The organism is Micromonospora sp. Mcm103 (genome assembly GCF_024519755.1).
Classification (GTDB): Bacteria; Actinomycetota; Actinomycetes; order Mycobacteriales; family Micromonosporaceae; genus Micromonospora; species Micromonospora aurantiaca.
In genome coordinates this window covers 507,601-530,946 of sequence record NZ_JALJRJ010000001.1, presented here as the reverse complement: position 1 = coordinate 530,946, position 23,346 = coordinate 507,601, and the positions used below count along the sequence as shown (strand labels likewise).

Below are 23,346 nucleotides of genomic sequence, written 5' to 3'. Positions count from 1 at the left end.
GGACACGTCGTACCCGTCGACGGGCCCCGGCCCGGCGTCACGCATCAGCCGGCGGACGCCTCGGCGCGGCGTACCACCTCGGTGGCGGCGCGCACCACCGCCCGGTCCAGCAGCCGCCCATCGGCGTCGGTGGCCACCCCGGAGCCGCCGCGTTCGGCCTGCTCCAGCGCCGCCAGCACGGCCCGGGCGGAGGCCACCTCGGCTTCGGTGGGGGTGAACACCTCGTTGATCGTCGCGATCTGCCCGGGGTGGATGGCGCTGCGGGCCCGGAAGCCCTGCCGCAGCAGCACCCGGGTGGTCCGCTCCAGCCGCTCCGGGTCGCGCAGCGTCGTCTCCACCGGCCCGACCGCGGGGGCGATGCCGGCGGCCGCCGACGCGACGACGACCTGGGAGCGGATCGGTGCGAACTCGGCGCGGTCCGGCCCCGGCTGCAACCCCAGCTCACCGGCGAGGTCCGCCTCGCCGAGGCCGAGCCGCAGCACCCGTGGCGCTTCGGCCACCCGCGGCGCGGTGAGCACGCCCCGGGCGGTCTCGATCAGCGCCACCACCCGGAACGCCGGGGCGTCCGGGCCGAGCCGCCGCTGCACCCGGGTCAGCGCGGCGTCGACCTCGGCGAGCAGGTCCGGCTCGGCCTTCGGCACCCAGACCCCGGCCGCGGCGGGGGAGAGCACCTCGACGTCCGCCTCGACCTGGTCGCTGTTGATCCGCACCCACAGCCCGGGCCCGGCCGGCGCGGCGGCGCCCAGGTACCCGGCGACCGTCTCCCGGGCCTGCGCCTTGCGGGCCGGCGTGACCGCGTCCTCCAGGTCGAGCACGAGCGCGTCCGCGCCCCGCCCGGCCGCCTTGTCCAGCAGGTCCGCCCGGTCGCCCGGCACGTACAGGTAGCTGCGCGCCACCGCCGCCATCAGTCGTTCCCCCTACCGCTGCGGGCGGGCGAGGTAGCGGCCGGTCGGCTCGCCGGTCACCTTGCCGTCGACGAGCACGTGCTGCCCGCGGACGAAGGTGTCGGTGACCCGGGCGGTCAGCTCGAAGCCCTCGAACGGCGTGTACTCCTGCGTCGACTCGGAGTCCTCGGCGCGCACCGTCCAGGTCGAGTTCGGGTCGACCAGGCAGATGTCGGCGTCGTACCCCTGCGCGATGGCGCCCTTGTTGCGCAGGCCGAAGCGCTGGGCCGGGTTCCACGAGGTCAGCTCCGCCACCCGCTGGTACGACAGGCCGCGCCGGTTGCCCTCGGTGACCAGGCCGGGCAGCAGGTACTCGGCGCCGCCGAAGCCGGACTTGGCGACGAAGATGTCGTCGCGCGGCTCACCGAACTTGACCTCGTCCTTGCAGCAGGCGTGGTCGCTGACCACCCAGTCGATCTTGCCGTCCAGGACGTACCCCCAGAGCGCCTCGACGTCGGCGCGCGGGCGTAGCGGCGGGTTGACCTTGCCGCCCAGGCCGTGCGCGGTGTCGATGTCGGCGACCAGGTGGCCGATGGTGACCTCGCGGCGGAAGTCGATGTGCGGGAACGCCCGCGCCATCCGCAGCGCCGCGTCGACAGCCTTCTCCGACGTCAGGTGCAGCAGGTTGATCTTCGGCAGCCCGGTCTCGTGCGCCAGGTACGACGCGATCGACACGGCCAGTCCCTCGGAGTGCGGCGGCCGCGACGCGTGGTACGCCTCCAGCCCGCGCAGCGTGCCGTCCTGCTCGACCTGCTTGGTGTACGCGCTCATGATCTCGGCGGTCTCGCAGTGCAGCGACAGCGAGATCTCGTCGGCCAGCTCGGGGAAACGCTCCCGGGCCGCCTGGACGCCCCGCATCACGAACTCGAAGTGGGCGTAGTCGTACCGCTCGCCCTCCGGGATCATCAGGAACGAGTTCTGGTCGGCGGACCGGCCGTGCAGGCCGTGGCTGCCGTAGAACATGAAGATCTTGAACGAGGTGACGCCGTGCTCCTCGACCAGCGACGGCACCTCGCCGATGTGCTCCCGCGACATCGGCGCCAGGTGGAAGCCGTAGTCGATGTAGGAGCGGCCCTCGGTCGCGGACAGCACCTCGGGGAAGAAGTCGGCGTACCGGCCGCCCCGGTTGAGGTAGTACTGCCCGGTGCGCATGTAGTTCAGCGCCGTGGTGACGCCGCCCTGCACCGAGGCGCGGCTCTCCGAGACGGCGTCCTCGCTCAGCGGGTTGTAGATGCCCCAGTGCTGGTGCGCGTCCACCACGCCGGGGAAGGCGAGCCGGCCGCCGCCGTCGACGACCTGGGCGGCCTCCGCCTGGTCGATCTGCGGGGCGACGCGGCTGATCCGCCCGTCGGTGACGCCGATGTCCATCAGCTCGGGTTCGGGCCGGTCGTGCCGGACCACGCGGACGTTCGTCAGCAGCAGGTCGTAGGTGCTCATGGTGTCGCTCCTCGTGCTCGGTTCAGCGGCGGTTGATCAGGCCCATCAGGCCGTGGACGTCGGGGGCCCGGTCCAGCCGGTGGACCTCCTCGGTGATGCGGTCGGCGGTCGCCTCCGGCAGGGCGGCGGCGTTGGTGCGGAACTTGACCGCCAGTTCGGCGTCGCTGAGCGGACGCTGCGGCCCGCCCCGGTTGGCGAGCACCTCCTGCACCCACTCCCGCCCGTCGCGGGTGACCACCCGCAGCACGGCCGGGAACTGGTGCGGGAAGATCGCGTCGCACCGCTCGTCGCCCACCACGTCGACAAGCGCCATCAGCGCCCGCCGCTGCGGGTCGTGCGCGAGGGCGTCGGTGAAATCGGCGAGGTCCACGCCCAGACCGCCGCCGCCGATCAGGCCGGCGACCACCGCGTACGGGCCGCTGAACTGCGCCTCGTAGCCGGTCTGCGGCGCCCGCTTGCGCTCGATGGGCTGGCCGATGGTGCGCACCGTCGGCGTCGGCACGCCGAGGGTGATCGACTCGATCTGGTCCAGCGGCAGCCCACGCTCGCGCAGCGCGATCGCCGCGTCGATGGCGGCGTGGGTGAAGTGGTTCGCCGGGTACGGCTTGAAGAAGATGCCCGGTACCGCCCAATCGGTGCCGAGCCCGCGGACGATCTCGTCGCCGTCGAACTCGCCGCGCAGGAACGCCTGGAAGAAGCCGAAGCGTCCCTCCAGCACGGTCGGCGGCCCGGTCACGCCGTGCCGGGCCAGCTGCGCGGCGCTCACTGCCGCGTGCGCCGCCCAGCCGCAGTGGATCCGCTTGACGGTGCCGCCGTTGCGGTTGGACTCGATCAGACCGGCCGCCATCGAGGCGGACACGCCGAGCGCGTCGAGCGCGCCGTCGGCGTCCAGCTTCAGCAGCCGGGCCGCCGCCACCGCGCCGCCGAGCGTGCCGCAGATCGAGGTGGCGTGCTGCCCGTGCTCGAAGAAGACGGAGTTGCCGGCGGCCGGGTCGTACCCGGCCATGCCGAGCCGGACGCACACCTCCAGGCCCACCGCGATGGCCGCGACCGTCTCCCGCCCGGACGCCCCGGACGCCTCGGCGGCGGCCAGCGCGGCCGGCACCACCGACGCGCTGGGGTGCAGCACCGACGGCAGGTGCGTGTCGTCGTAGTCGAGCGAGTGCGCCAGCACGCCGTTGGCGAACGCGGCCAGCGCCGCGGGCGCCTTCTCGTCCAGGCCGACGACGGTGGCCTGGCCGCGGCCACCCTGCTCCTCGACGTAGGCGAGGGCCGCCTGGCTGGTCGGCAGCGGCCGGGCCGCCACGCAGAGGCCGAGCACGTCCAGGACGCGGGCCCGGACGCTGGCGACCACCTCGTCGGGCAGCGTCTCGGCGGCGGTGTCGGCGGCGAAGGTGGCCAGGTGGCGGCCCAGGGTCGGCTCAGCCACGGCTGATCACCGCCAGCGGGCGCACCGGGGAGCCGGTGGCGCCGTACAGCGGCAGCGGCGCCATCACGAAGGTGAACTCGTGCACCCCGTCGCGGGCCAGCTCCTCCAGTGCCATCGTCTCGATCAGGTAGATGCCGTGCTCCACCAGCAGGATGCGGTGCGCCGGCAGCGAGCTGTGGCCCTTGCCCGGGTGCAGGCACTCGAAGGCGATGGTGTCGGCGCCGGCCGCGTGTACGCCGCGCTGCGCCAGCCAGGTGGCGCCGTCCGCGCCGACCCCGGGTACGCCGGAGTCCTTGCCGATGTACTGGTTGCGGTCCTCGTGGTCGAACAGCCGGCCCCACCCGCTGCGGATGAGCACGACGTCACCGGCGCCCACCGGCGTGCCCTGCCGGGACACCGCGGCATCCAGGTCGGCGGGCGTGATCTCGTAGCCGGGCTCGCAGGCCTCCACGCCCAGCGCGGCGGGCACGTCCAGCAGCACGCCGCGGCGGACCATCGGCGCGACGGTGTGCACGCCCAGCTCGTCGAACCGGCCACCGACCTGCGCGTCGGCGGCGTCGGCGCCGCCGTGCAGCCGGCCGTCCTGGGAGACGTGCGCGAGCGCGTCGACGTGCGTACCGACGTGCGTGCCCATCACCAGCAGGTCGTTGGCGGCGGAGCCGCCGTCGGCGCGCACCATGTCGCCGTGGCGGCGCGGCAGGGTGAGCCCGAACGCCGGGTGGTTCGGTGACTGCGGCATGCCGACGGTCAGCCGCCGGCCCAGGTCGTAGATCGTGACACCGGCCTGCACGGCGTCGAGCAGGCGGTCGGCGGTTCTGGCTGTGGTGCCCACGGGGTTCCTCGCGTTTCGGCTGTCGGCGTCGTCAGGCGACGACGCCACGGGCTTTCAGGTCGGCGATCTCGGCCGGGTCGCAGCCGAGTTCCTCGACGAGCAGGGCGTCGGTGTCGGCGCCGGGGGAGCGTCCGGTGAACCGGATCCGGCCCGGCGTCTCCGACATCCGCCACATGACGTTGTGCATCCGCATCGGGCCGAGGTCGGGATCGTCGACCGTGGTGATCATCTCGGTGGCCTGCACGTGCGGGTCCTCGACGATGTCCTTGGCGCTGTAGACCGGTGCGACGGCGGCGCCGGCCTCGGCGAACGCCGCGGCCACCTCGTCGCGGGTGCGCTCGGCGATCCACGAGCCCACGTACTCGTCGAGCAGGTCCGCGTGCGCCACCCGCCCGACGCCGGTACGGAACCACGGCTCGTCGATCACCTCGGGGTGGCCCACCAGCCGCAGCACCCGCTCGGCGATGGCCTGGGCGCTGGTGGAGATCGCCACCCACGACCCGTCCTTGGTCTGGTACGTGTTGCGCGGCGCGTTGTTCGTCGAGCGGTTGCCCTGCCGCTGCTCCACCACGCCGAGCTGGTCGTAGACGGTGGGGCCGGGACCGACAGCGGTCATGATCGGCTCCAGCAGGCTCATGTCGACGACCTGGCCCCGGCCGCCGGAGCGCTCCCGGTGCCACAGCGCCATCATCACCGCCGACGAGGTGGCGATGCCGCAGATGCTGTCGGCCAGCCCGAACGCGGGCAGCGTCGGCGGGCCGTCGGCCGTGCCGGTCAGGTGGGCGAAGCCGCTCATCGCCTCGGCCAGCGTGCCGAACCCGGCGCGGGAGGCGTACGGGCCGGTCTGCCCGAAGCCGGTGATCCGGGCGATCACCAGACCGGGGTTGACCCGGTGCAGTTCCTCCGGGCCGACACCCCAGCGCTCCAGCGTGCCCGGCCGGAAGTTCTCCACCAGCACGTCGGCCCGCTCGGCCAGCCGCAGCAGCAGCGCCGCGCCCTCCGGCGCGGACAGGTTCAGCCCGACCAGCCGCTTGTTGCGGGAGATCTCCTTCCACCACAGGGGATGACCGTCCTTGGCCTTGCCGTGGCCGCGCATGCTGTCACCCATGGTCGGGTGCTCGATCTTGATCACGTCGGCGCCGTAGTCGCCGAGGATCTGACAGCACAGCGGCCCGGCGAGGATCGTCGAGACGTCAAGCACCCGCAGGCCCGTCAGCGGTCCGTCACTCACCTGTTCCACCTCCCCAGTTCTGTTCCTGACCCGTCCGGCCGGCGACGCGCTGCGCCGGCGGCCGGAAACCCAGTTCGGCGGAGATCTCCGCCGCCGCCGCGGCGACCAGCGCACCGTGCGCGGCGCACACCTCCGGGGTGAACCGGTTCTGCGGCCCGCACAGCGAGATCGAGCCGAACACCTGCCCGGTCGCGTACCGCACCGGCGCGGCCACGCTCCCCGCGCCGTTCTGCCGTTCGCCCATGCTCACCGCGTACCCCTGACGCCGGATCCGGGCCAGGTCGGCCCGCAGCTTGGCGGTGGAGGTGATGGTGGCCGGGGTGACCGCGTCGAGCGGGTGGTGGCCGAGGTAGTCGTCGACCTCGGCGTCCGGCAGCGCCGCCAGGATCGCCTTCGACGACGACCCGGAGTGCAGCGCGTGGCTGGTGCCCAGGGACACCGACATCCGGACCTCGTGCGGCGAGAGCACCTGGTCGATGTAGACGCGCGACCAGCCCTGCCGCACCGACAGCGTGGCGGTCTCGCCGCTGTCGCGGACCAGCCGGACCAGGTACCGGCGCGCGATGTCCGGCACGTCCAGGGCGCGCAGCGCGGCCAGGCCCACCGCCAGCGCGCCGGTGCCGAGGCGGTACCGCTTGGTCTCCTCGTTGAAGGTGAGGAAGTTGTCGGCCACCAGCTCCTTGAGGATCCGGTGCGCGACCGCCTTCGGCAGGCCCAGTTCCCGCGCGATCGTCGACACGCCGAGGGTCTCCGGTGCCCGTTCGGCGATGATGTTGACGATGTCGAGGGCGCGGCCCAGACCGGAGCGGGTCCGGCCGGCACTGCTCTCGACGACCGTTGTCGTGATCATCTCTCTTCCTCCACTGTCGACGTACGTGCGTGGGGTCGTCGGGCGTCAGGCGGGCGCGACGGGGGTCTTCCCGGGTGGCAGGCCGTCGGCCTGCCGGGGTCGCTCCCGCGCGATGACGAGCGCCACCGAGGCGAGCACCACGGCACCGGCGAGCACCTGTCGTCCGGACAACGATTCATCCAGCACCATCATGCCGAGCAGGACCGCCACCACCGGGTTGACGTACGCGTAGGTGGACGCGAGCTGGATCGGCGCGTTGCGCAGCAACCACGTGTAGACGCTGAAGCCGACCACTGTGCACACCAGCATCAGGTAGGTCCACGCCAGCCAGGACCGGCCGGTCACGCCGGCCGGGTCGAACCGTCCCAGCTCACCGCTGACCACGCTCGCCACCGCCACCGCGACGCCGCCGACGAGCATCTGCCAGCCGGTGCCGACCAGGTGGTCGGCCGGCATGTGCAGCCGCTGCGACAGCGTCGAGCCCAGCGCCCACACCATCGTGGAGACCACCAGCAGCAGCATCCCGCCGAGGTGCCATCCCTTCGTCGGCACCGAGAACAGCAGCGCCAGCCCGGCCACCCCGCCCAGTACGCCCACCGCCGCGAGCGCCGACGGCCGCGGACCGACCGCCAGCCGCAGCACCAGCACCCACAGCGGCATGCCGGCCACCACCAGCGACGTCAGCCCGGTAGGCACGTACTGCTGGCCCAGGGCGAGCAGCGCGCTGCCCGCACCGACCATCAGCAGCCCGCTGGCGCCCACCCCGCCCCACTGCCGCCGGGGCAGCAGCAGCCCGGCCGGTCCCCGGCGCAGCGCCGCCACCGCGAACAGCAGCAGCGCGGCGGCCAGGAACCGGGCCGACGTGGCGACCAGCGGCGGGATGCTGTCCAGGGCCACCCGGTTGCCCAGGTAGGTCGAGCCCCAGATCAGGTAGACCGCGCCGAGCCCGACGGCCAGGGCCATCGGGCCGGCGGGCCGCTGCGGATCCGCCGGGTGGCGGACCGCAGCGGGCCGGGTCAGGTCAGCGGTGGCCATCGACCCGGATCGCCACCGCGGTGTTGCCCCGCAGGGCGTTCGAGTAGGGACACATCCGGTCGGCCAGCTCCACCGCGCGTTCCAGGTCGGCCTGCGGGCACTGCGGCGCGGACACGTCCAGCACCACGGCGATCGCGTACCGGCCGTCCTCGGTCTGCCCGAGGGAGACCGAGGCGGTCACCGTCGTCGGGCCGGGCTTGACGCCGGCCTGCCGGGCGGCGACCGCGAGCGCGCTGTCGAAGCAGGCCGCGTAGCCGGCCGCGAACAGCTCCTCCGGGTCGGTGCCGGGCGCGTCCGGACCCCGCTGGGCGGGACGGGTCAGGTCGACCCGCAGCGAACCGGTCAGCGACCGGGCGCTGCCGCCGCGGCCGCCGGAGACCTCGACGGCGGCGGTGTAGAGCGTGTTCGCCGGTACGACCTTCGCCTCGGCGGCCGGGGTGCCGACGCTCATGCCGCCACCTCCCGTCCGAGGTCGGCGTGCACCCGCGCGGCGACCGCGTCGGCGAACGCCTCCGGCTGCTCGTCGGCCACGAAGTCGGTGCCGCCGGGGATGGTGACCAGCTCGGCGCCGGGCAGCGCGGCCCGCACCTGCGGCGTCATCCGGTCCAGCAGGTCGTCGGCGCCGTGCAGCAGCACGATGGGTAGCGCGTCCAGGGCGGCGGTGTCGACGTGGTGGTCGAACACCGCCCGGTACGCGGTGGCGTAGTCCGGTCCGGTCAGCAGGTACTCGGTGACCTGGCGGTCCGCCTCCTCCGGGGTCAGGCGCGGGTACAGGCCGTACACCCGGTCCCAGATGACCTTCAGGTGCCCGCCGTCGCGGGCCGGCACGTAGCCGGGCGCGTACGACCGCTTCTTCTCCGCCCGCTCCTGCTCGTCGTAGAGCGGGATGCCCTGCAGGATCAGCCGGTGCACCCGCTCCGGCGCCGACATCAGCGCCTCCGCGCCGACGATCGCGCCGGTGTGCTGCCCGAGCAGGTGCACCCGGGACAGCCCGAGGGCGTCGGCGAACTGCCACACCCCGGCCGCGTACTCCGGGATCGACCACGGGCGCGGCGGCGCGTCGGACATGCCGAACCCCGGCGTGTCCGGGGCGATCACCCGCAGGCCGCGGCGGGCCAGCGGCTCGATCACCGCGTCGTAGGTGGCCGAGGAGAGCGGGGACTGGTGCAGGATCAGCAGCACCGGGGCGTCGGCGTCGCCGCCGTGCCGGTAGTGCACCTGACCCCACGGCACGTCGACGTAGGCGCGGCGGGCCACGCCGCGGGCCCGGGTCACTCGGCCACCGCCAGCGCCGCCATGACCTCGATGACGTGCTTGATGCCGGCCTTGTAGTCGTCCAGCCGGATGTTCTCGTTCGGGCCGTCCACACCGGAGTCGGCGCGGGACACGCCGACGCCGACGATCGGCCGGTCGGCGATCACGCCCTGGTTGCCGATCCACTGCGTGTACGGCTCGATCACCGGTTCGGTCCCGTACACCCGGCGGGCCGCGTCGGCGACCAGCGCGACGAACGGGTCGCGGTGGTCGGTGAGGTTGGGCCGGCTGGTCGCCATCACCTCGATGCGCAGGTCACCGAAGCCGGTCGCGGCCAGGTGGTCGCGGATGCAGCCGAGCACGCGGTCCGGGTCCTGGCCCGGCACCAGCCGGATCTCCAGCTTCGCCGAGGCGGTGGACGGGATGCCGAGCGTCACGTCGTCGCGCATGTCGCCGCCGGCGAAACCGGCGACGGTGAGCGTCGGCACGGTACGGATGGCGACCGCGGCGCCCTGGTCGTCCAGGTCACCGGTGAACCGGTCGACCTGGGCCCGCTTGCGCAGGAAGTCCCCGTCGAACGCCACCTTCTCCAGCAGCGCCCGCTCCTCGTCCGTCGGCGGCCGGGCGTCGTCGGCGAAACCGGGGATCGTCACGGTGCCGTCGGGCCGCTGCAACTGCGCCAGGGCGGCGGCCAGCCGGGCCGTGGCAGCCGGCAGCAGCGCGGTGTTCTGGCTGGTCAGGTCGCGCGGCAGGGTCTGTGCGGTGAGCCGCAGGTAGAGCACGCCCTTCTCGGCGAGCTTGAGCAGCAGCCGGTCCTCGCCGTCGAGCCAGGAGTTCTCCCACAGCGCGGCGTCGCTGGCGAGCCGGTCGGCGTGCGCCTCGACGAACGAGCCCAGACCCGGGCTGTGCAGCCACTTCTTGCCCTCGAAGATGATCCGGTTGGTCACCGGCGGGGTCAGCCCGGCCAGCTTCCAGGCCGCCGCCGCGTGGATGCGGGACATGACGACGCCCTTGTCGTCGGCCACGCCCCGGGCGTACAGCCGGCCGTCGTGGATCTCCGCCGCGTACGGCGGGCTGATCCAGTCGGCGTCGTCACCGGCCGGCTCGACCTCCACGTCGTAGTGGGTGAAGTGCAGCAGCGCCTTGTCACCCTCGCCCGGCACCTCGGCCAGCACGTACGGGTACGACTGCTCCCACGGGATGATCTCGGCTTCGCCGCCCCAGCGGCGGACCGACCCGGCGATGAACTCGGCGGTGGCCTCCATCTGCTCCGGCTCCTGGCGGCGGCTGCGGATGCGGCACAGCTGCTGGAGCTCCTCGACGAACTCGTCGAAGTGCGCGTCGACGGCCGCGAGAGCGGCTGCGGTATCCGGTTTGGGCATGGTGGTCCTCACAGAAGGGGTCGGGGGGAAAGTCAGTGGATGGTGACGCCGCCGTCGACGAAGATCGTCTGCCCGGTGGTCATGGCGGCGGCGTCACTGAGCAGGTAGGCGACCGCGTTCGCGACGTCCTGCGGCAGCGCCATCCGGCCCAGCGGGATGGAGGCCATCTTGTCGGCCAGGTACGCGTCGTCGCCGCGGACGTCGGCGGTCATGTCGGTGGGCACGATCGTGGGTCCGACGGCGTTGACCCGGATCCGGTCCGGTGCCCACTCCAGCGCCAGCACGCGTGCCATGTGCATCACGCCGGCCTTGCTGACGCAGTATCCGAGCGTGTTCAGCACCGCGACGTGCCCGTTCGTGGAGCCGATGTTCACCACCGCGCCGCGGGTCTGCCGCAGCGCCGGGTACGCGGCCTGGCTCATCCGGAACGTACCGGTCAGGTTGACGTCCAGGACGGTGGTGAAGTCCTCCTCGGACATCGTCGCGGCGGGCCCGCGCCGGACGATCCCGGCGTTGTTGACGAGCAGGTCGAGGCGCCCGTGGGCGTCCACGACCTCGGCCACCAGGCCGGCGCAGGAGGCGGCCGACCGGACGTCCACCCGGTGCCGGGTGTGGGCGCCGCCGGTCAGCTCGGCCTCCGCCCAGTCGTCGAGCAGGTCGGCCTGCGCCACCGTCGCGCCGCGCTGTGCGAGGGTCGCGGCGATGCGGGCGCCGATGCCGCGGGCCGCGCCGGTGACCAGTGCCACCCGCCCGTCGAACCGGTTCGGATCGGTGTTCATGTCTCGTGTCCTGCCTTTCCCGTTCGGCCACCGGCCGGGCGGGCGTGAACCACGTCCGGCCGGTGCTCCGCACGCGTGACGGCGGTCCCGTCAGCTGCCGTCACGCGCCGATCACCTTCGTGTCCTCGGCCCAGAAGGCCAGCCGCTTCTGCAGCAGCCGGATCACGAAGTGCGCCACCAGACCCATCACCGACAGGACCACCAGGACGGCGAACATGCCGGCGATGTCGAAGTTGTAGTTGGTCTGCAGCAGCAGGTAGCCCAGGCCCTCCTTGGCGCCGATGAACTCGCCGACGACCGCGCCGAGGATGGCGAAGACGATGCCGATGTCCAGGCCGGCGAAGATGAACGGCAGCGCACTGGGCAGCCGGACCATCCGGAAGATCTGGGTCTTGCTCGCGCCGAACACCGTCAGCATCTGGATCTTGTCGGCGTCGGCCGCCCGCAGGCCCTCGATGACGTTCACCAGCATCGGGAAGAACGAGATCACCGCGGCCATGACCACCTTGCTGGTCAGGCCGAAACCGAACCAGACCACGAACAGCGGGGCCAGGGCGACCTTCGGCACGGTCTGGAAGGCCACGATGTACGGCATCAGGGTGGCTTCGACGATCTTGATCTGGGAGATGAACGTGCCGAGGACCAGCGCGGCCCCGACACCGATCACGAACCCGAGCAGCGCCTCCTGGGTGGTCACCCAGAAGTGACCCCAGAACTGGTCGTCGCCGAGCTGCTGCCACAGCGACTCGACCACGCTCGACGGCAGCGGCAGAACGTACTCGTCGACGCCGATGAGCTGGACGCCGTACTCCCAGGCCAGCACGACCACGACGAAGACCGTCGGGACCAGCCAGAGCTGGGGCTTCTCGCGGAGGTCGAACTTGCGCCGGGCGGGCTTGGTGGGCCGGGCGGACGGCGCCGGTGGCTGGGCCGGCTCGCGGACCAGGTTGCTTGTTGCCATGGCTGTCCCTCGTCAGTCGATAACGCCGGCGGCGTTGAAGTGTCGGCGGATCCGCTCCACGTAGACCCCGGCCCGGTCGGACGACATGACGCCGAGGTCACGCGGCCGCTCCAGGTCGATGTCCATGACCTCCGCGATCCGGCCCGGCCGGGGGCTGAGCACGACCACCCGGTCGGAGAGGAAGACCGCCTCCGGGATGGAGTGCGTGACCAGCACGATCGTCTGGTTGCTCTCCTGCCAGATGCGCAGCAGCTCCACGTTCATGTACTCGCGCGTCATCGCGTCGAGCGCGCCGAACGGCTCGTCCATCAGCAGTACCGCCGGGTCGTGCACCAGCGCCCGGCAGATGCCGGCCCGCTGCTGCATGCCGCCGCTGAGCTCGTGCGGGTACTTCTGCTCGAAGCCGTTGAGACCGACCATGTCGAGCAGTTGCTGGGCGCGTTCCCGGTGCCGGCGGGGATCCAGTCGCTGGATCTCCGCCGGCACCATCACGTTGTCGAAGATGGTGCGCCACGGCAGCAGCGTCGGTGCCTGGAACACCATCCCGACCTCGGGAAGGGGCTTCGTCACGTCCCGCCCGGCGATCCGTACCGCGCCGCCGGACTTCGGGCTGAGCCCGGCGAGGATCTTCAGCAAAGTGGTCTTGCCGCACCCGGACGGTCCCACGACCGAGATGAACTCGCCGCGACGTACCGTCAGGTTGATGTCGCTCAACGCCTGGGTCGGTGCCGACTTCCGGGGCCGGTACTCCTTGTCCAGCCCGTCGATCTCGATCCAGGAGTCTTCCGACACCGATGCCGGAGCCTGCGTCTGCGCCCGGCGGGCCGTCGCCTTGATGGCCATCGAAATCCCTTCCGCTGTCCGCTGCCTAGGCGGTGTAGTTCGCGGCCTTGCTCAGCACCGCGGCCTTGTCGAAGTTGTTGGCGCCGGAGAGCAGACTCGGGTCCCACAGCTTCTTGAGGTCGACCTCGCCGGTGATCTGCCCGGCCTCCTTGGTGTACGCCTGGGTCTTCGCCCACTCCTCGTCGCTGATCGCGCCCCAGTCGCCGAACTGCTCCGGGTCGCCGCTGGCCGGGGTGGCCGTCTTCAGCCAGGCGGTCAGGCTCTCGGTGTCCGCCTTGAGGCGCTCGTCGGCGGACTTGCCGGCGAGGATCTGCGGGAACACCTTGTAGCCGATCTTCATGGCGGCCTCGGGGTTCTTGGCCGAGAAGAGCATCGCCTTGTACGCCGCGCGCAGGAACCGCTCGTAGGAGTCCTTCTTGGCGTCGAAGTCACGGGCGCCGACGCTGAAGGTGAGCGACCGGATGCCGGAGAACACGTCCGGGTTGGTCAGGTACTTCAGCTCGGTGCCGGCGTTCTCGATGACCGCGTACGCCTGGGTGTAGAGCGCCAGCATGTCGACCTTGCCGTCGTTGAGCGCGGCGGCGGCCTGCGCGCCGACGCCCACCGGCAGCAGCTCGACGTCCTCGGCCGGGTCCAGGCCGGCGGCCTTGACGTAGGCGCGGGCGTACGGGGCCGAGCCGGAGGCCAGGCTGATCACGCCGATCTTCTTGCCGCGCAGGTCCGCGCCGCCGGTGATCGGGGAGTTCGGCTTGACCGCCATCACCCACGGCCAGTTCTGCACCAGGCCGCCGACAGCCTTGATCGGCACGTTCTTCTCCACCGCGCCGAGCGCCGAGCCGGCGTCGGCGGGGGTGATGTCGCCGCTGCCGGACGCGACCGCCTGGAGGGCGGCGACCGAGCCGTCGGCGTTGATCGTCTCGACGGTCAGCTTCTCCTCGGCGAAGTAGCCGAGTTCCTTGGCGACCGCGTAGACGGCCACCTCCTCCTTCGGGCCGATCACGGCGGAGGCGATGGCCATGGTCAGCTTCGCCTCCTTGCCCTCGCCGCCGGCCTCGTCGTCGGAGCCGCCGCCGCACGCGGCCAGGACCAGCGCGGTGGCCAACGCCGCCGGGAGCAGGGCCCACTTTCGTTTCATATGCACACACCTCGTCATGAGTCGGGGGAGACCACCTCCGCCGCCGGAGCGGCGGAGGTGGGGGAATCAGCTGTCGCGCTGCCGCGCGACCGTTGTCCGTCAGGCGTCGCGCTGCTGCGCGACGAGTGCCAGATCGTTGTAGACGTGCTGCTCGACGATCAGTCCGCCGTCGAGCACGAAGACGTCCGCGTAGCGGATGTCCTCGAACGGAGTGCCGTCGAGCCATTCCCCGTACAGCCGCCCGAGCGAGGTCACAGTGACCCGCCCGTCGGCCTCGCCCACCAGGTAGCGGTCCCGGTGCTTGCGCACCCACCGGTAGGTTCCGGTCGACGCGGCCGCCATCTCCCGCAGCGACGAGTACTCCCGGCCGCCCGGGAAGACCAACCGCGCCCGCTCCGCGAGAAAGCGCCCCGCTTCGTCGAGTTCGCGGTCCTCGCACAGCTGCAGGTAGCTGTCGATCAGACCGGGCGCGTCCGGTGTGCTCATCAGCCGGTCTTCTCGCTCAGCGCCGCCTCCCACTGGTCCCGCAGCGGGTGCTCCGCGGGGCCGTGCTCGGTGAGGATGCGCATCAGGCGGGCCAGCAGTGCGTCCCGCTCCCGGTCGAGGACCTGCTGCTCCTCCTCGGTGGAGACGAACTCGTCGACGGCGCCCGCGGTGAGCGCGCCGGAGCGGGTCAGCAGCGCCTCGACGACGCGTACTCGCTGGCGGGTCACGTGCAGCTCCGTGGACAGCTGCAGCACCAGGTCGAGCAGCTTGCCGACCTTGGGGTCTCCGAAGTAGTCGAACTCGTTGCTCATCACGCCTCCGGCTTGGTCGCGGCCAGTACGGCCCAGGGGAAGTGCCACTCGGGACGGTCGCCCCAGCCCTGCGGCTGGACGCCGTTGCGGCGCTCGTCGAACGGGGTCCACGACACGTCGGTCAGACCGGCCTCGGTGCAGACCTCGATCAGGTCGGAGCCGAACAGGTCGTGGAAGAACGGCTCGTTGTTGCGCTCGGCGTGCTCGTAGACGGTGGCGTCGCGCAGCGGGTCGCCGGTGAGCATGAACTCCAGGAAGCGCAGCGAGCCGCCCGGCTTGAGCAGGCGCGCGGCCTCCAGGATCGTCTCCCGGATCGCGGCGGCCGGCATCTCGTGCAGCACCATCGTGCCGGTGACCACGTCGCAGCTGTCCGGCTCGATGCCGGTGGCCCGGCCGTCGGCCTGCCGGTAGTCGATCGCGAGTCCGGTCGCCTCGGCCTCGGCGTGGGCCAGGCGCAGACCCGGCGCGGCCAGGTCCACGCCGATCACCTGCGCGGTCGGGTACTTGGCCGGCAGCGGGCGGGTGCTCTTGCCGAAACCGCACCCGATGTCGACGATCCGGGTCGCCGCCGGCAGTTCGGGCAGCGCGGTCTTGGCGAACAGCGTGTGGAACTTGTAGCCGTCGTTGTCGCGCAGCATGACGATGCGCGCGCCGAACTCGTACACGTAGGCCGACATGTCGTCGGAGAAGAAGCTGCCGGGCTGGATGTGGATGTCGTAGTCGGTGTACCAGTCGGGCAGTTCCAGGTCGGGGTTCAGCTCCAGCGAGCCCTTCGGCTGCTCGGGCAGCGAGGTGAGCTGGTCGGTCAGCTCCTCGCGGCGGCTGAGCACCGCGTCGCCGGCGACCTTCCAGAGCATCTTCTGCTGCACCCGCTCCAGGTGGCTGAACCACGGGTAGAGCGGAAGACCACGCAGCACCTGGCCGGCGTCGGCGACGGTGGCGGCGGACGCCCCGGTGGCGCCGTACTCCTCGCGCAGCGCCGGGTAGACGGTGTCCGCCCAGCGCTTGCGCAGGCCGAGGACGAAGTCCACGGCGGAACGCTCATCCAGGGTGAGGCGCTCCTCGATGTCCAGCATGCTTGTCTCCTCTACAGGTGGGGGAGGTCCGGTCCGCGGTGCACCGCGACCGGGGTGGACGGGTCAGTGGGCGTACCGCACGCGCTGGGCGGACGCGGTGTCGAAGGCGCCGAGGAACGCGCCGGCCATCCGTCCCTCGTAGACGGCCTCGAAGGCGGTGCGGGGGGCGTTCGCGTCGCCGACGACGTGGATGCGGGGGCCGTCGGGCAGCGCGTCGAGCTGCCGGTACAACTCGTCCGCGGCCTGCGCCGAACCGCCGTCGACGACCGTGGTGACGTCCTCGACGAGCGTGTCGCCGCCGGCGAGCGGGCCGCCGAGGGCCACCGTGGTGGCGCCCGCGGCGCGGGCGGTCCGCATCGGGTGGACCGCGATCCCCAGGTCCGCGAAGCGCTTGAGCAGCGCGAGCCGCGAGTACGTGGTGATCTTGGCGCTCACCGTGGCGGTGGGGGAGACGAGGTGGACGCGGGCGCCCCGCCGGGCGAACGCCTCCGCCACCGACGCCGCCGACCAGGTGCCCTCGTCGTCGAGCACGACGACGGTGCCGGCCGGCCGGTAGCCGGGGTCGGCCAGGTGGTCGACGGCCTGCCAGATGTCGATCACCGGCGGGCCGCCGGGCAGGTCGCGGCGGGCGGGCCGGGAGCCGGTGGCGAGGACGACGTCCTGGTAGCCGCCGGACAGCACGTCCTCGACGCCGGCGTGGTGGCCGAGCCGGACCGGGATGCCGGCGGCCGCCACGTCGCGGGCCAGGTCGCGGGTGAGCAGGCCGAGCCGCTCCCGGCCGGGTACGCGCGCGGCCACCTCGACCTGCCCGCCGAGCCGGTCGCGTGCCTCGACCACTGTCACCCGGTGCCCGGCCCGGTGCGCGGAGAGGGCTGCCTCCAAGCCGGCCGGACCGCCGCCGACGACCAGGACGTCCCGCGCGCCGGACGGTCCGGGCAGTTCCGGCCAGGCGTCGGCCCACTCCCGCTCGGCGCCGACCTCGGGGTTCACCACGCAGGAGATGGGCAGGCTGCTCTCCAGCCGGCCGATGCAGCCCTGGTTGCAGGCCAGGCAGGCGCGTACCTCGTGCTGGCGGCCCTGCTCGGCCTTGCGGACCAGGTGCGGGTCGGCGATGTGCGGGCGGGCCAGGCCGACCAGGTCGGCCTCACCGGCGGCGACGAGTTCGGCCGCCTCCGGCAGGCTGTCCAGCCGGCACACCGCGAGCACCGGCAGGTCCGGGAACTCCCGCTTGAACAGCGCCGCGTGGTGCCGGAACGGGGCGTGGCCGAAGCTCATGTCCGCCATCTGCGTCGCGAGCGAGAAGCTGCCGTGGTAGGCGGAGTGGCTGACGTGCACGTAGGCGAGGGGGAACTCGGCGCGCAGCTTCCCGACGATCTCCAGCACGGCGGCCGGGTCGAGGCCGCCGGGCAGGAACTCGTCGGCGCTGACCCGCAGCCCGACGGGCAGGTCGGGGGCGGCAGCGAGAACCGCCGTGAGCACCTCGCGGGTCAGGCGCATCCGGTTGTCGAGGCTGCCGCCGTACGCGTCGTCGCGGGTGTTCGTGTGCGGCGAGAGGAACTGCTGGAGAAGGTGGCCGTGGCCGGCGTGCACCTCCAGGCCGTCGAAGCCGGCCTCGCGCATGCGCCGCGCGGCGGCGGCGAACGCCTCGACGACGACGGCGATGTCCCGGCGTCCCATCGCGTGCGGCACGTGCGAGCCGGCCGCCCACGGCACCGGCGACGAGGACCAGGCGGCGGTACGCGTCGCGTCGCCGTTGGCCTGCCGTCCGGCGTGCATGATCTGGGCGAACATGCGGGCCCCGTGCTCGTGCACGGCCTCGGTCACCGCCGCGTACGCCGGGATCGACGAGTCGTCGAAGCTGCCGAGGCTGATGCTGCGGCCCGCGCTCGTGGGGTGCACGCGGATGGCCTCGGTGATGATCAGGCCGGCGCCGCCGCGCGCCCGCTCCGCGTGGTAGGCGACGTGGCGGGCGGTGGGCACATTGTTCAGTCCGAAGTTGGTGGTGTGGCCGGGGACGAAGACCCGGTTCCGCAATGTGAGACGACCGAGCCGGGTGGGGGAGAGAAGAGCGAGAAGCTTGTCGTCGAGCATGCCTCGGACTTCCTGTTTCGGGCCGCACTCGGCGAGGCCGAGAGCGTTCGGATGAACCGTACGCCGTTCGATTGAGTGGAACGGTAGGGCCGGGTTCACATGCCGTCAACGGGCTACTGAGCAGTAACTTAGTTCGCCGCACCGCCCCTGAGCTGCTGTTCCACTAGGCGGAACGCTGACCGACGATGACCGTCGATGCGGCGGTCGATCGTTCGGTTCCTCCTGATCGGACGACCGTGCCGGCCGCCGCTCGCCGGTCGGCGGCCCGTGCCCGATCGTTCGGACGGCCCGTCGGACCGTGTCGGCGGCCGTCCGCCGGGAACGGCGGCGCGTGCCGGCGCCGGCTCCGGACACGCGACGGCCCGGGCCGGCGCCCGGCCGCACCGGTGGGTGCGGCCGTCGCGACGACCCGGGCCGTCGTCCGTCAGCGGATGTGGTGGAGGCGCGGTCGCCGGCCGTCCCGGAGGGGGGCGGTCAGCCGGCGTCCGGACGCAGGTACGGCGTGAGCAACTCGCGGGCGAGGCTGGTGGCCGCCGGAAGGTCGAGACCGTTCTCGATCATGCGGCTCAGGGCGTAGACGACCGACTGGACGAGTTCCGCCATCCGGTCCGGGTCGCTCGCCCCGTGCTCGGTGAGCGCGGCGCGCAACGGCGCCTCGAGGCTGTCGTGCAGCAGCCGGCTGGAGGTCGCCAGCACCTCGCTGTTGCCCGCCGACGCCAACGCCCGGGCCAGCGCGTGGTCGCCCCGCGCGACCAGCTGCAGGTTGGCCTCGACGTACGCCAGGATCCTCGCGCCCGGCGTGCGGGCCTCGGCCATCCGCTTCTCGACGAAGGCCGACCACCGGGGGAACGTGTCGGCGACCAGCACGTCGAACATGTCGGTGCGGGACTTGAAATACGAGTACGCGCTGGACCGGGCCAGCCCGGCGTGCCGGGCCACGTCGGCCAGGCTCGGGATCTGCTCCGGGTGCTCGGAGAGCAGGGTGCGGGCGGCGTCGAGCAACGCCGCCCGCTGCGCGGCCCGGTGTTCCGCGACGGTCGAGGCTTGGATCTTCGGCACCGCGACCTCCCCGTGTCTCCCGCCGCCCGTGTCCGGTCCGCGTCGCTCCCTGCTCGTCGCGGTCAGCTGCTCGTGGCGAGCTTGCCGTCGATCATCTCGTAGATGGTGTCACAGTATTGCAGCACGTCGTGATCGTGAGTGACCATCACGACGGCCACCGAGCGCTCCCGCGCCTCCTGGGCGAGCAGCTGCACGATGTCGTGGCTGCGGGCCCGGTCCAGCGCCGCCGTCGGCTCGTCCACCAGCAGCACCGACGGCTCGGTCATCAGCGCCCGGGCGATGCCGACGCGCTGGCGCTCGCCGCCGGAGAGCTGGTGCGGCCGCCGGTCGGCCTTACCGGCCAGGCCGACGTGCGCGAGCATCTCCAGCGGGTCGCGTCCGGTCCGCTCCCGTCGCCCGCCCAGCCGCAGCGGCAGGCGCAGCTGGTCGGCGGCGGTCAGCGCTGGCAGCAGGTTGCCCGACTGGAACACGAACCCCACGTGCCGGCGGCGCAGCTCGGTGCGCGCCCGGCGGCTGGACACGGTCATGTCGTGCCCGGCCACGGTGACGGTGCCCTCGTCGGGGCGGGCCAGCCCGCCGGCCACGGCGAGCAGGCTGGACTTGCCCGCGCCGGACGGCCCGACGATCGCGGCCAGCTCACCCGGCGCGACGGTCAGATCCACGTCGTCGAGCGCGTGCACGGTCTCCGCGCCGTCGCCGTGCCGCAGGTGGACGCCGCGCATGACCAGGCCGAGGTCGGCCGGGGCGGTGCCCGCCGTCGAGGGGGACGCTGTGGGCCGGCTGCTCATCGGTTGCCTCCCAGGGCGGTCGCCGGGTCGATGGAGGTGAGGCGGACGACGGCGGCTGCCGCGCCGACCAGGCCGAGCACGAGCAGGCCGGCCGCGGCGGCGGCGATGCTCTGCGGGTGCAGCGCGAACGGGACGTTGCCGCCCGAGATCAGCGCGCCGAGACCGAGGCCGATCCCCATGCCGACCGCGATGGCGACTGCCAGCAGGATGAGTGCCTGGGTGAGCGCGTCGCGCAGCACCCAGCCGGTCGAGGCACCAAGTGCCCGCAGCACGGCGACCTCCTGCCTGCGCTGGATCGCCCAGACCGCGAAGAACGCGCCGGCCACGAGCGCCGAGATCGCGTAGAGGAAGCCCTGGATCAGCTGGAGCGTGGTGGTCTCGGCGGTGTAGCCGGGCGAGGCGCCGTACGACTCGTCGAGCGTCAGGCTCTCCGTGCCCGCCGCCTTGTCACCGGCGGCCAGGTCCACCGAGGCGCCGTCGGCCGCGCGGACCGCGACGGCGGTGATCTCCTGGGCGGCCTGGGCCGGCACCTGTGCGCCGGCCGGGGTGCCGGACTTGACCTCCTGCCACGTCGCCAGCGGCACGTACGCCACGTCGACGTGGCCGAACGTGTCCTGCTGCTCGGTGACGCCGACGACGCGCAGCCGCGTGCCCAGCCGGTCCACCGTCACCGTGTCGCCGACCCGCAGGCCCGCGTCGATAGCGGTGGGGCTCACCACGATCCCGTCCGCCGGGCCGAGCCGGTCGCCCTCGCTGACGGCGGGCGACAGGAACGATCCGGTCTCGACGCCGAACAGCGCCAGGTCGACCTCGGTGCCCCCGTCGGTACGCCCGTTGATGAGCGTGTTGCCGAACGGGGTCGCCTCGGCCACGCCCGGCTGGTCGCGCCAGGTGTCCACCGCCGAGGCGTCCACCACGCTGCGCGAGAACGCCGAGTCGTGCTGCACGCCGTGGGCGAAGGCGAACGAGGTGACCGGCAGGTTCTGCAGGCCGGAGACGCCGTCACGGACCAGCCCGACGGACAGGCCGGACAACATCACCATCAGCACCGAGATCAGCGCGATCACGGCCCCCATCAGGGCGAACCGCAGCCGCGCGAACCCCAGCTCGCGAATGGCCAGGAACATCAGCCGCCACCTCTCAATCTTGTCGACACCATGTCGCCATGTTAGCAACACGGTGTCGGCAAGATGGTGGTGGTGGTTGTCTAGCCGGCCACACTCCGTGACGGGACCGGCGATGCGCGGCCTGCCGCGCCCGGCGTCAGGCGGTTACCGGGCCCGCGGTGGCGCGGCGCGCGCGCCGTCCGAGGACGGTCACCGCGACCACGATGATCGGCGCGAGCGTGAGGTGACACGCGGCCAGCGTGATCTTGCTGGTGGCGTCCAGGTCGGCGGGCAGCGTCATGGTGGCGATCGTGAGCACCGCGAGCGCCGGGCCGACGATCAGCGCCGCCCGGACCACCCAGGCGAACCGGGGCGCCAGCACGGCGACGGCGGTGAGGCCGAGCGCCAGCGGCAGTGCGCTGAAGCCCGCGACGGTCACCGCGTCGACCTCGACCCGCCGGTCGTCGGCGGTGAACAGGAAGCTGCCGCCGGCCGCCCGGCCGATCGCGTACACGATCAGGTTGACGACCACCGCGACGGCGGTGGCGAGGGCGACGACGGCGGTGCGGGGCAGGTCAGCCACGGGATGTCTCCTCTGCGTGCTCTCGGGTCAGGTACGCCTCGATGCGGGCGAACGCCCCCGTCCAGACCTCGCCGACGAAGAAGTCGCGCAGCTGCGGGGTGGGGAAGCCGCTCTGCACCACAGTCATCAGCGTGCCGCCGTCGCGCGCCTCGAAGGTGACCTCGATGCGCGTGGTCATGGTCGTGCCGTCCGGGCCGGTGCCCGTCGACTCGGTGACCAGCCGGTGCGGGCGGTCGATCTCCAGGAACGTCTGCGTCTCGCGGAACAGCATGTCGGGGGAGGGGCCCCAGACCGCGGTCTGCCTCCCACCGACCCGCAGGTCGACGTCGATCTCCACGATGCCGGGCTCCTCGTCGAGGATGCCGAACCAGATCTTCTGTTTGCCGGCGTCGGTGTAGGCGTCGAACGCCTCGTCAGGGGTGCCCGGAAGGTGTCGTGTCACTCGCATGTGGAGCGTCATGGTCGCGGTCCTCCGTGGTGAGTGTGAGGTAGGCGTCGAGGCCGTCGAGACGACGGGCCCAGAGCCGTCGGTAGAAGGCGATCCAGGCCATCGCCGAGTCCAGCGGTGCCTCGCTGAGCCGGCACTGCCGGGACCGGCCGACCTTGCGCGTCACCACGAGGCCCGCGTCCTCCAGCGCGCGGACGTGCTTGCGCATGCCGGTGAGGGTCATCCCGGTGGGCTCGGTGAGCTCGCTGATGGTGGCCGGGCCCGCGCCGAGCCGGATCAGGATGTCACGCCGGGTCGGGTCGGCCAGGCTGGCGAACACCCGGTCGAGCGTCTCTTGCTGAACCACGAGGTTCACCGTACGACACTGAACCGATCGGTTCAACGTTTTGGCCGGAGGTGGGGCGTGCGGCCCCGGTTGCGGGCCTCTGCGGATCTGGGTGCCGCCTGCTGCTTAGTGGTCTGACCACTTGGGCGAATCGTGGGTGGTGGTGGGGTGGATCGCGGTCGCTCACCCGTTCGGCGCGACGGCCTCGGGCGTTCGGTCCGGCCTGGCTCCGTTGTCCGGCCCTGCGCGCCCATACCCGTCCCGACCTGCGGGAATGTTCCCCGATTCGGGTAACGGAAAGGTCACGAGGTATTCCTGCGACGCGGTCGCGCTCGGTACGTTCCACGAGGCATGAGGTCAGACCTCGATCCTCATGCCTCTAGCTGACGAGGTGAGCAGACCAGTGCAGGAACCCGCCCCCCGCTACGCCGGATACCGGTCCTTCGACTACCTGGTGCCGCATGTGGACTACAAGGTCTTCGAGCTCGCGCCGCAGATCGGCCGGGTGCCGGAACACGACCTCGGCCTGAGCGACGAGCAGCGAGCCCGGGTCTCCCGGCTGCTGCGTGAGCACATGGCCATCTCGCTCCACGAACACCCGAAGATCCTGCCGGCCGACGTGACGCAGTTGCGCGACTACAACCGGACCGGCCGTAACGCCTTCGGGTTCGAGGGCCTGGCCCGCTCCGGCATGACCGCGGTCTTCGACAACTTCATGAACGGCACCGGCTGCGTGACCAGCGAGCACGCCTGGAAGTGGGACGACGTCATCTACGACATCGGCCTGCGCTTCGCCGACGTCGCCAAGCAGGACCACGTGGTGGTGGCGACCACGCTCGAACAGATCTTCGAGGCCAAGCGCAACGGGCAGATCGCCCTGGTGGCCGGCCTGGAAGCAGCCACGATGATCGAGAACGAGCTGGACCGGATCGACATCCTCTACGGCTTCGGCGTACGCCAG

The 23,346-nt window shown here is 72.4% G+C and carries 25 protein-coding genes; 1 reads left to right on the top strand and 24 read right to left on the bottom strand.

All coding sequences use genetic code 11. The annotated features are described in order from the left end of the window. Window positions 1-44: 44 nt before the first annotated feature. The 24 genes from OC439_RS02450 to OC439_RS02335 form a co-directional block, all read right to left on the bottom strand. On the bottom strand, window positions 45-905 hold the full coding sequence (locus OC439_RS02450; protein WP_262011972.1) for an HpcH/HpaI aldolase/citrate lyase family protein: 861 nt from the start codon (window positions 903-905) through the stop codon (window positions 45-47). A 12-nt stretch (window positions 906-917) separates the two neighbouring features. Beyond that, on the bottom strand, window positions 918-2,381 hold the full coding sequence (locus tag OC439_RS02445) for a dihydroorotase (RefSeq protein WP_262011971.1): 1,464 nt from the start codon (window positions 2,379-2,381) through the stop codon (window positions 918-920). A 22-nt stretch (window positions 2,382-2,403) separates the two neighbouring features. Next, a complete protein-coding gene (locus OC439_RS02440; protein ID WP_262011970.1) occupies window positions 2,404-3,810 on the bottom strand; it encodes an MmgE/PrpD family protein in 1,407 nt (468 codons plus the stop codon). Further along, window positions 3,803-4,642 carry a cyclase family protein gene (locus OC439_RS02435; RefSeq protein ID WP_262011969.1) on the bottom strand — a complete coding sequence of 280 codons (840 nt, stop codon included), beginning with the start codon at window positions 4,640-4,642 and terminating at the stop codon, window positions 3,803-3,805. Before OC439_RS02435 ends, OC439_RS02440 begins: the two co-directional genes overlap by 8 nt. Window positions 4,643-4,673: 31 nt before the next feature. Then, window positions 4,674-5,873 (bottom strand): CaiB/BaiF CoA transferase family protein, encoded by a 1,200-nt coding sequence (locus OC439_RS02430; protein ID WP_252448003.1) that lies wholly within the window; start codon window positions 5,871-5,873, stop codon window positions 4,674-4,676. Continuing rightward, window positions 5,866-6,723 (bottom strand): IclR family transcriptional regulator, encoded by an 858-nt coding sequence (locus OC439_RS02425; protein ID WP_262011968.1) that lies wholly within the window; start codon window positions 6,721-6,723, stop codon window positions 5,866-5,868. Before OC439_RS02425 ends, OC439_RS02430 begins: the two co-directional genes overlap by 8 nt. A 45-nt stretch (window positions 6,724-6,768) precedes the next feature. Next, window positions 6,769-7,758, bottom strand: coding sequence for an EamA family transporter (locus OC439_RS02420; protein ID WP_013286897.1), 990 nt, complete (start codon window positions 7,756-7,758; stop codon window positions 6,769-6,771). Beyond that, complete coding sequence (locus OC439_RS02415) at window positions 7,745-8,209, bottom strand: Ohr family peroxiredoxin (RefSeq protein ID WP_262011967.1); 465 nt, start codon at window positions 8,207-8,209, stop codon at window positions 7,745-7,747. The genes OC439_RS02420 and OC439_RS02415 overlap by 14 nt, the downstream gene beginning before the upstream one ends. After that, window positions 8,206-9,033 carry an alpha/beta fold hydrolase gene (locus OC439_RS02410; RefSeq protein WP_013286895.1) on the bottom strand — a complete coding sequence of 276 codons (828 nt, stop codon included), beginning with the start codon at window positions 9,031-9,033 and terminating at the stop codon, window positions 8,206-8,208. The genes OC439_RS02415 and OC439_RS02410 overlap by 4 nt, the downstream gene beginning before the upstream one ends. Further along, a complete protein-coding gene (locus tag OC439_RS02405) occupies window positions 9,030-10,394 on the bottom strand; it encodes a M20/M25/M40 family metallo-hydrolase (RefSeq protein WP_013476397.1) in 1,365 nt (454 codons plus the stop codon). Before OC439_RS02405 ends, OC439_RS02410 begins: the two co-directional genes overlap by 4 nt. Before the next feature lie 32 nt (window positions 10,395-10,426). Further along, window positions 10,427-11,173 (bottom strand): SDR family NAD(P)-dependent oxidoreductase, encoded by a 747-nt coding sequence (locus tag OC439_RS02400; protein WP_262011966.1) that lies wholly within the window; start codon window positions 11,171-11,173, stop codon window positions 10,427-10,429. Between the two features lie 100 nt (window positions 11,174-11,273). Beyond that, window positions 11,274-12,134 carry an ABC transporter permease gene (locus tag OC439_RS02395; protein WP_262011965.1) on the bottom strand — a complete coding sequence of 287 codons (861 nt, stop codon included), beginning with the start codon at window positions 12,132-12,134 and terminating at the stop codon, window positions 11,274-11,276. 12 nt (window positions 12,135-12,146) lie between these two features. Further along, window positions 12,147-12,977, bottom strand: coding sequence for an ABC transporter ATP-binding protein (locus OC439_RS02390; RefSeq protein ID WP_262011964.1), 831 nt, complete (start codon window positions 12,975-12,977; stop codon window positions 12,147-12,149). A 25-nt stretch (window positions 12,978-13,002) separates the two neighbouring features. Then, window positions 13,003-14,112 carry an ABC transporter substrate-binding protein gene (locus tag OC439_RS02385; protein WP_262011963.1) on the bottom strand — a complete coding sequence of 370 codons (1,110 nt, stop codon included), beginning with the start codon at window positions 14,110-14,112 and terminating at the stop codon, window positions 13,003-13,005. Window positions 14,113-14,211: 99 nt separating this feature from the next. Further along, window positions 14,212-14,598 (bottom strand): nuclear transport factor 2 family protein, encoded by a 387-nt coding sequence (locus OC439_RS02380; RefSeq protein WP_013286889.1) that lies wholly within the window; start codon window positions 14,596-14,598, stop codon window positions 14,212-14,214. Further along, the gene (locus OC439_RS02375; RefSeq protein ID WP_194799033.1) at window positions 14,598-14,909 is read right to left on the bottom strand and encodes a hypothetical protein; all 312 of its coding nucleotides are present in this window, start codon (window positions 14,907-14,909) and stop codon (window positions 14,598-14,600) included. The genes OC439_RS02380 and OC439_RS02375 overlap by 1 nt, the downstream gene beginning before the upstream one ends. Next, window positions 14,909-15,985, bottom strand: a complete 1,077-nt coding sequence (locus OC439_RS02370; protein WP_262011962.1) for a class I SAM-dependent methyltransferase — start codon at window positions 15,983-15,985, stop codon at window positions 14,909-14,911. The genes OC439_RS02375 and OC439_RS02370 overlap by 1 nt, the downstream gene beginning before the upstream one ends. A gap of 63 nt (window positions 15,986-16,048) precedes the next feature. Then, window positions 16,049-18,076 (bottom strand): FAD-dependent oxidoreductase, encoded by a 2,028-nt coding sequence (locus tag OC439_RS02365; RefSeq protein WP_262011961.1) that lies wholly within the window; start codon window positions 18,074-18,076, stop codon window positions 16,049-16,051. Window positions 18,077-18,550: 474 nt separating this feature from the next. Further along, window positions 18,551-19,135, bottom strand: coding sequence for a TetR/AcrR family transcriptional regulator (locus OC439_RS02360; RefSeq protein WP_262011960.1), 585 nt, complete (start codon window positions 19,133-19,135; stop codon window positions 18,551-18,553). A gap of 62 nt (window positions 19,136-19,197) precedes the next feature. After that, window positions 19,198-19,923: an ABC transporter ATP-binding protein gene (locus OC439_RS02355; protein WP_262011959.1), complete on the bottom strand. Its 726-nt coding sequence runs from the start codon at window positions 19,921-19,923 to the stop codon at window positions 19,198-19,200. Further along, on the bottom strand, window positions 19,920-21,050 hold the full coding sequence (locus OC439_RS02350) for an ABC transporter permease (protein ID WP_262011958.1): 1,131 nt from the start codon (window positions 21,048-21,050) through the stop codon (window positions 19,920-19,922). Before OC439_RS02350 ends, OC439_RS02355 begins: the two co-directional genes overlap by 4 nt. A gap of 136 nt (window positions 21,051-21,186) precedes the next feature. Next, complete coding sequence (locus OC439_RS02345; RefSeq protein WP_262011957.1) at window positions 21,187-21,612, bottom strand: DUF6069 family protein; 426 nt, start codon at window positions 21,610-21,612, stop codon at window positions 21,187-21,189. Beyond that, complete coding sequence (locus OC439_RS02340; RefSeq protein WP_262011956.1) at window positions 21,605-22,072, bottom strand: SRPBCC domain-containing protein; 468 nt, start codon at window positions 22,070-22,072, stop codon at window positions 21,605-21,607. The genes OC439_RS02345 and OC439_RS02340 overlap by 8 nt, the downstream gene beginning before the upstream one ends. Then, the gene (locus OC439_RS02335; protein ID WP_262011955.1) at window positions 22,026-22,406 is read right to left on the bottom strand and encodes an ArsR/SmtB family transcription factor; all 381 of its coding nucleotides are present in this window, start codon (window positions 22,404-22,406) and stop codon (window positions 22,026-22,028) included. Before OC439_RS02335 ends, OC439_RS02340 begins: the two co-directional genes overlap by 47 nt. Before the next feature lie 370 nt (window positions 22,407-22,776). On the opposite strand from OC439_RS02335, the gene OC439_RS02330 reads away from it, so the two are divergent. Further along, on the top strand, window positions 22,777-23,346 hold a 570-nt coding region (locus OC439_RS02330), incomplete at its 3' end, for a membrane dipeptidase (protein WP_262011954.1).

Bases quoted from the DNA above. Each gene is read 5' to 3' on its own strand.
- OC439_RS02450 (WP_262011972.1), bottom strand. From the start codon at position 905: ATGGCGGCGGTGGCGCGCAGCTACCTGTACGTGCCGGGCGACCGGGCG.
- OC439_RS02445 (WP_262011971.1), bottom strand. From the start codon at position 2,381: ATGAGCACCTACGACCTGCTGCTGACGAACGTCCGCGTGGTCCGGCAC.
- OC439_RS02425 (WP_262011968.1), bottom strand. From the start codon at position 6,723: ATGATCACGACAACGGTCGTCGAGAGCAGTGCCGGCCGGACCCGCTCC.
- OC439_RS02420 (WP_013286897.1), bottom strand. From the start codon at position 7,758: ATGGCCACCGCTGACCTGACCCGGCCCGCTGCGGTCCGCCACCCGGCG.
- OC439_RS02415 (WP_262011967.1), bottom strand. From the start codon at position 8,209: ATGAGCGTCGGCACCCCGGCCGCCGAGGCGAAGGTCGTACCGGCGAAC.
- OC439_RS02405 (WP_013476397.1), bottom strand. From the start codon at position 10,394: ATGCCCAAACCGGATACCGCAGCCGCTCTCGCGGCCGTCGACGCGCAC.
- OC439_RS02400 (WP_262011966.1), bottom strand. From the start codon at position 11,173: ATGAACACCGATCCGAACCGGTTCGACGGGCGGGTGGCACTGGTCACC.
- OC439_RS02395 (WP_262011965.1), bottom strand. From the start codon at position 12,134: ATGGCAACAAGCAACCTGGTCCGCGAGCCGGCCCAGCCACCGGCGCCG.
- OC439_RS02390 (WP_262011964.1), bottom strand. From the start codon at position 12,977: ATGGCCATCAAGGCGACGGCCCGCCGGGCGCAGACGCAGGCTCCGGCA.
- OC439_RS02385 (WP_262011963.1), bottom strand. From the start codon at position 14,112: ATGAAACGAAAGTGGGCCCTGCTCCCGGCGGCGTTGGCCACCGCGCTG.
- OC439_RS02380 (WP_013286889.1), bottom strand. From the start codon at position 14,598: ATGAGCACACCGGACGCGCCCGGTCTGATCGACAGCTACCTGCAGCTG.
- OC439_RS02375 (WP_194799033.1), bottom strand. From the start codon at position 14,909: ATGAGCAACGAGTTCGACTACTTCGGAGACCCCAAGGTCGGCAAGCTG.
- OC439_RS02370 (WP_262011962.1), bottom strand. From the start codon at position 15,985: ATGCTGGACATCGAGGAGCGCCTCACCCTGGATGAGCGTTCCGCCGTG.
- OC439_RS02365 (WP_262011961.1), bottom strand. From the start codon at position 18,076: ATGCTCGACGACAAGCTTCTCGCTCTTCTCTCCCCCACCCGGCTCGGT.
- OC439_RS02355 (WP_262011959.1), bottom strand. From the start codon at position 19,923: ATGAGCAGCCGGCCCACAGCGTCCCCCTCGACGGCGGGCACCGCCCCG.
- OC439_RS02350 (WP_262011958.1), bottom strand. From the start codon at position 21,050: ATGTTCCTGGCCATTCGCGAGCTGGGGTTCGCGCGGCTGCGGTTCGCC.
- OC439_RS02340 (WP_262011956.1), bottom strand. From the start codon at position 22,072: ATGACGCTCCACATGCGAGTGACACGACACCTTCCGGGCACCCCTGAC.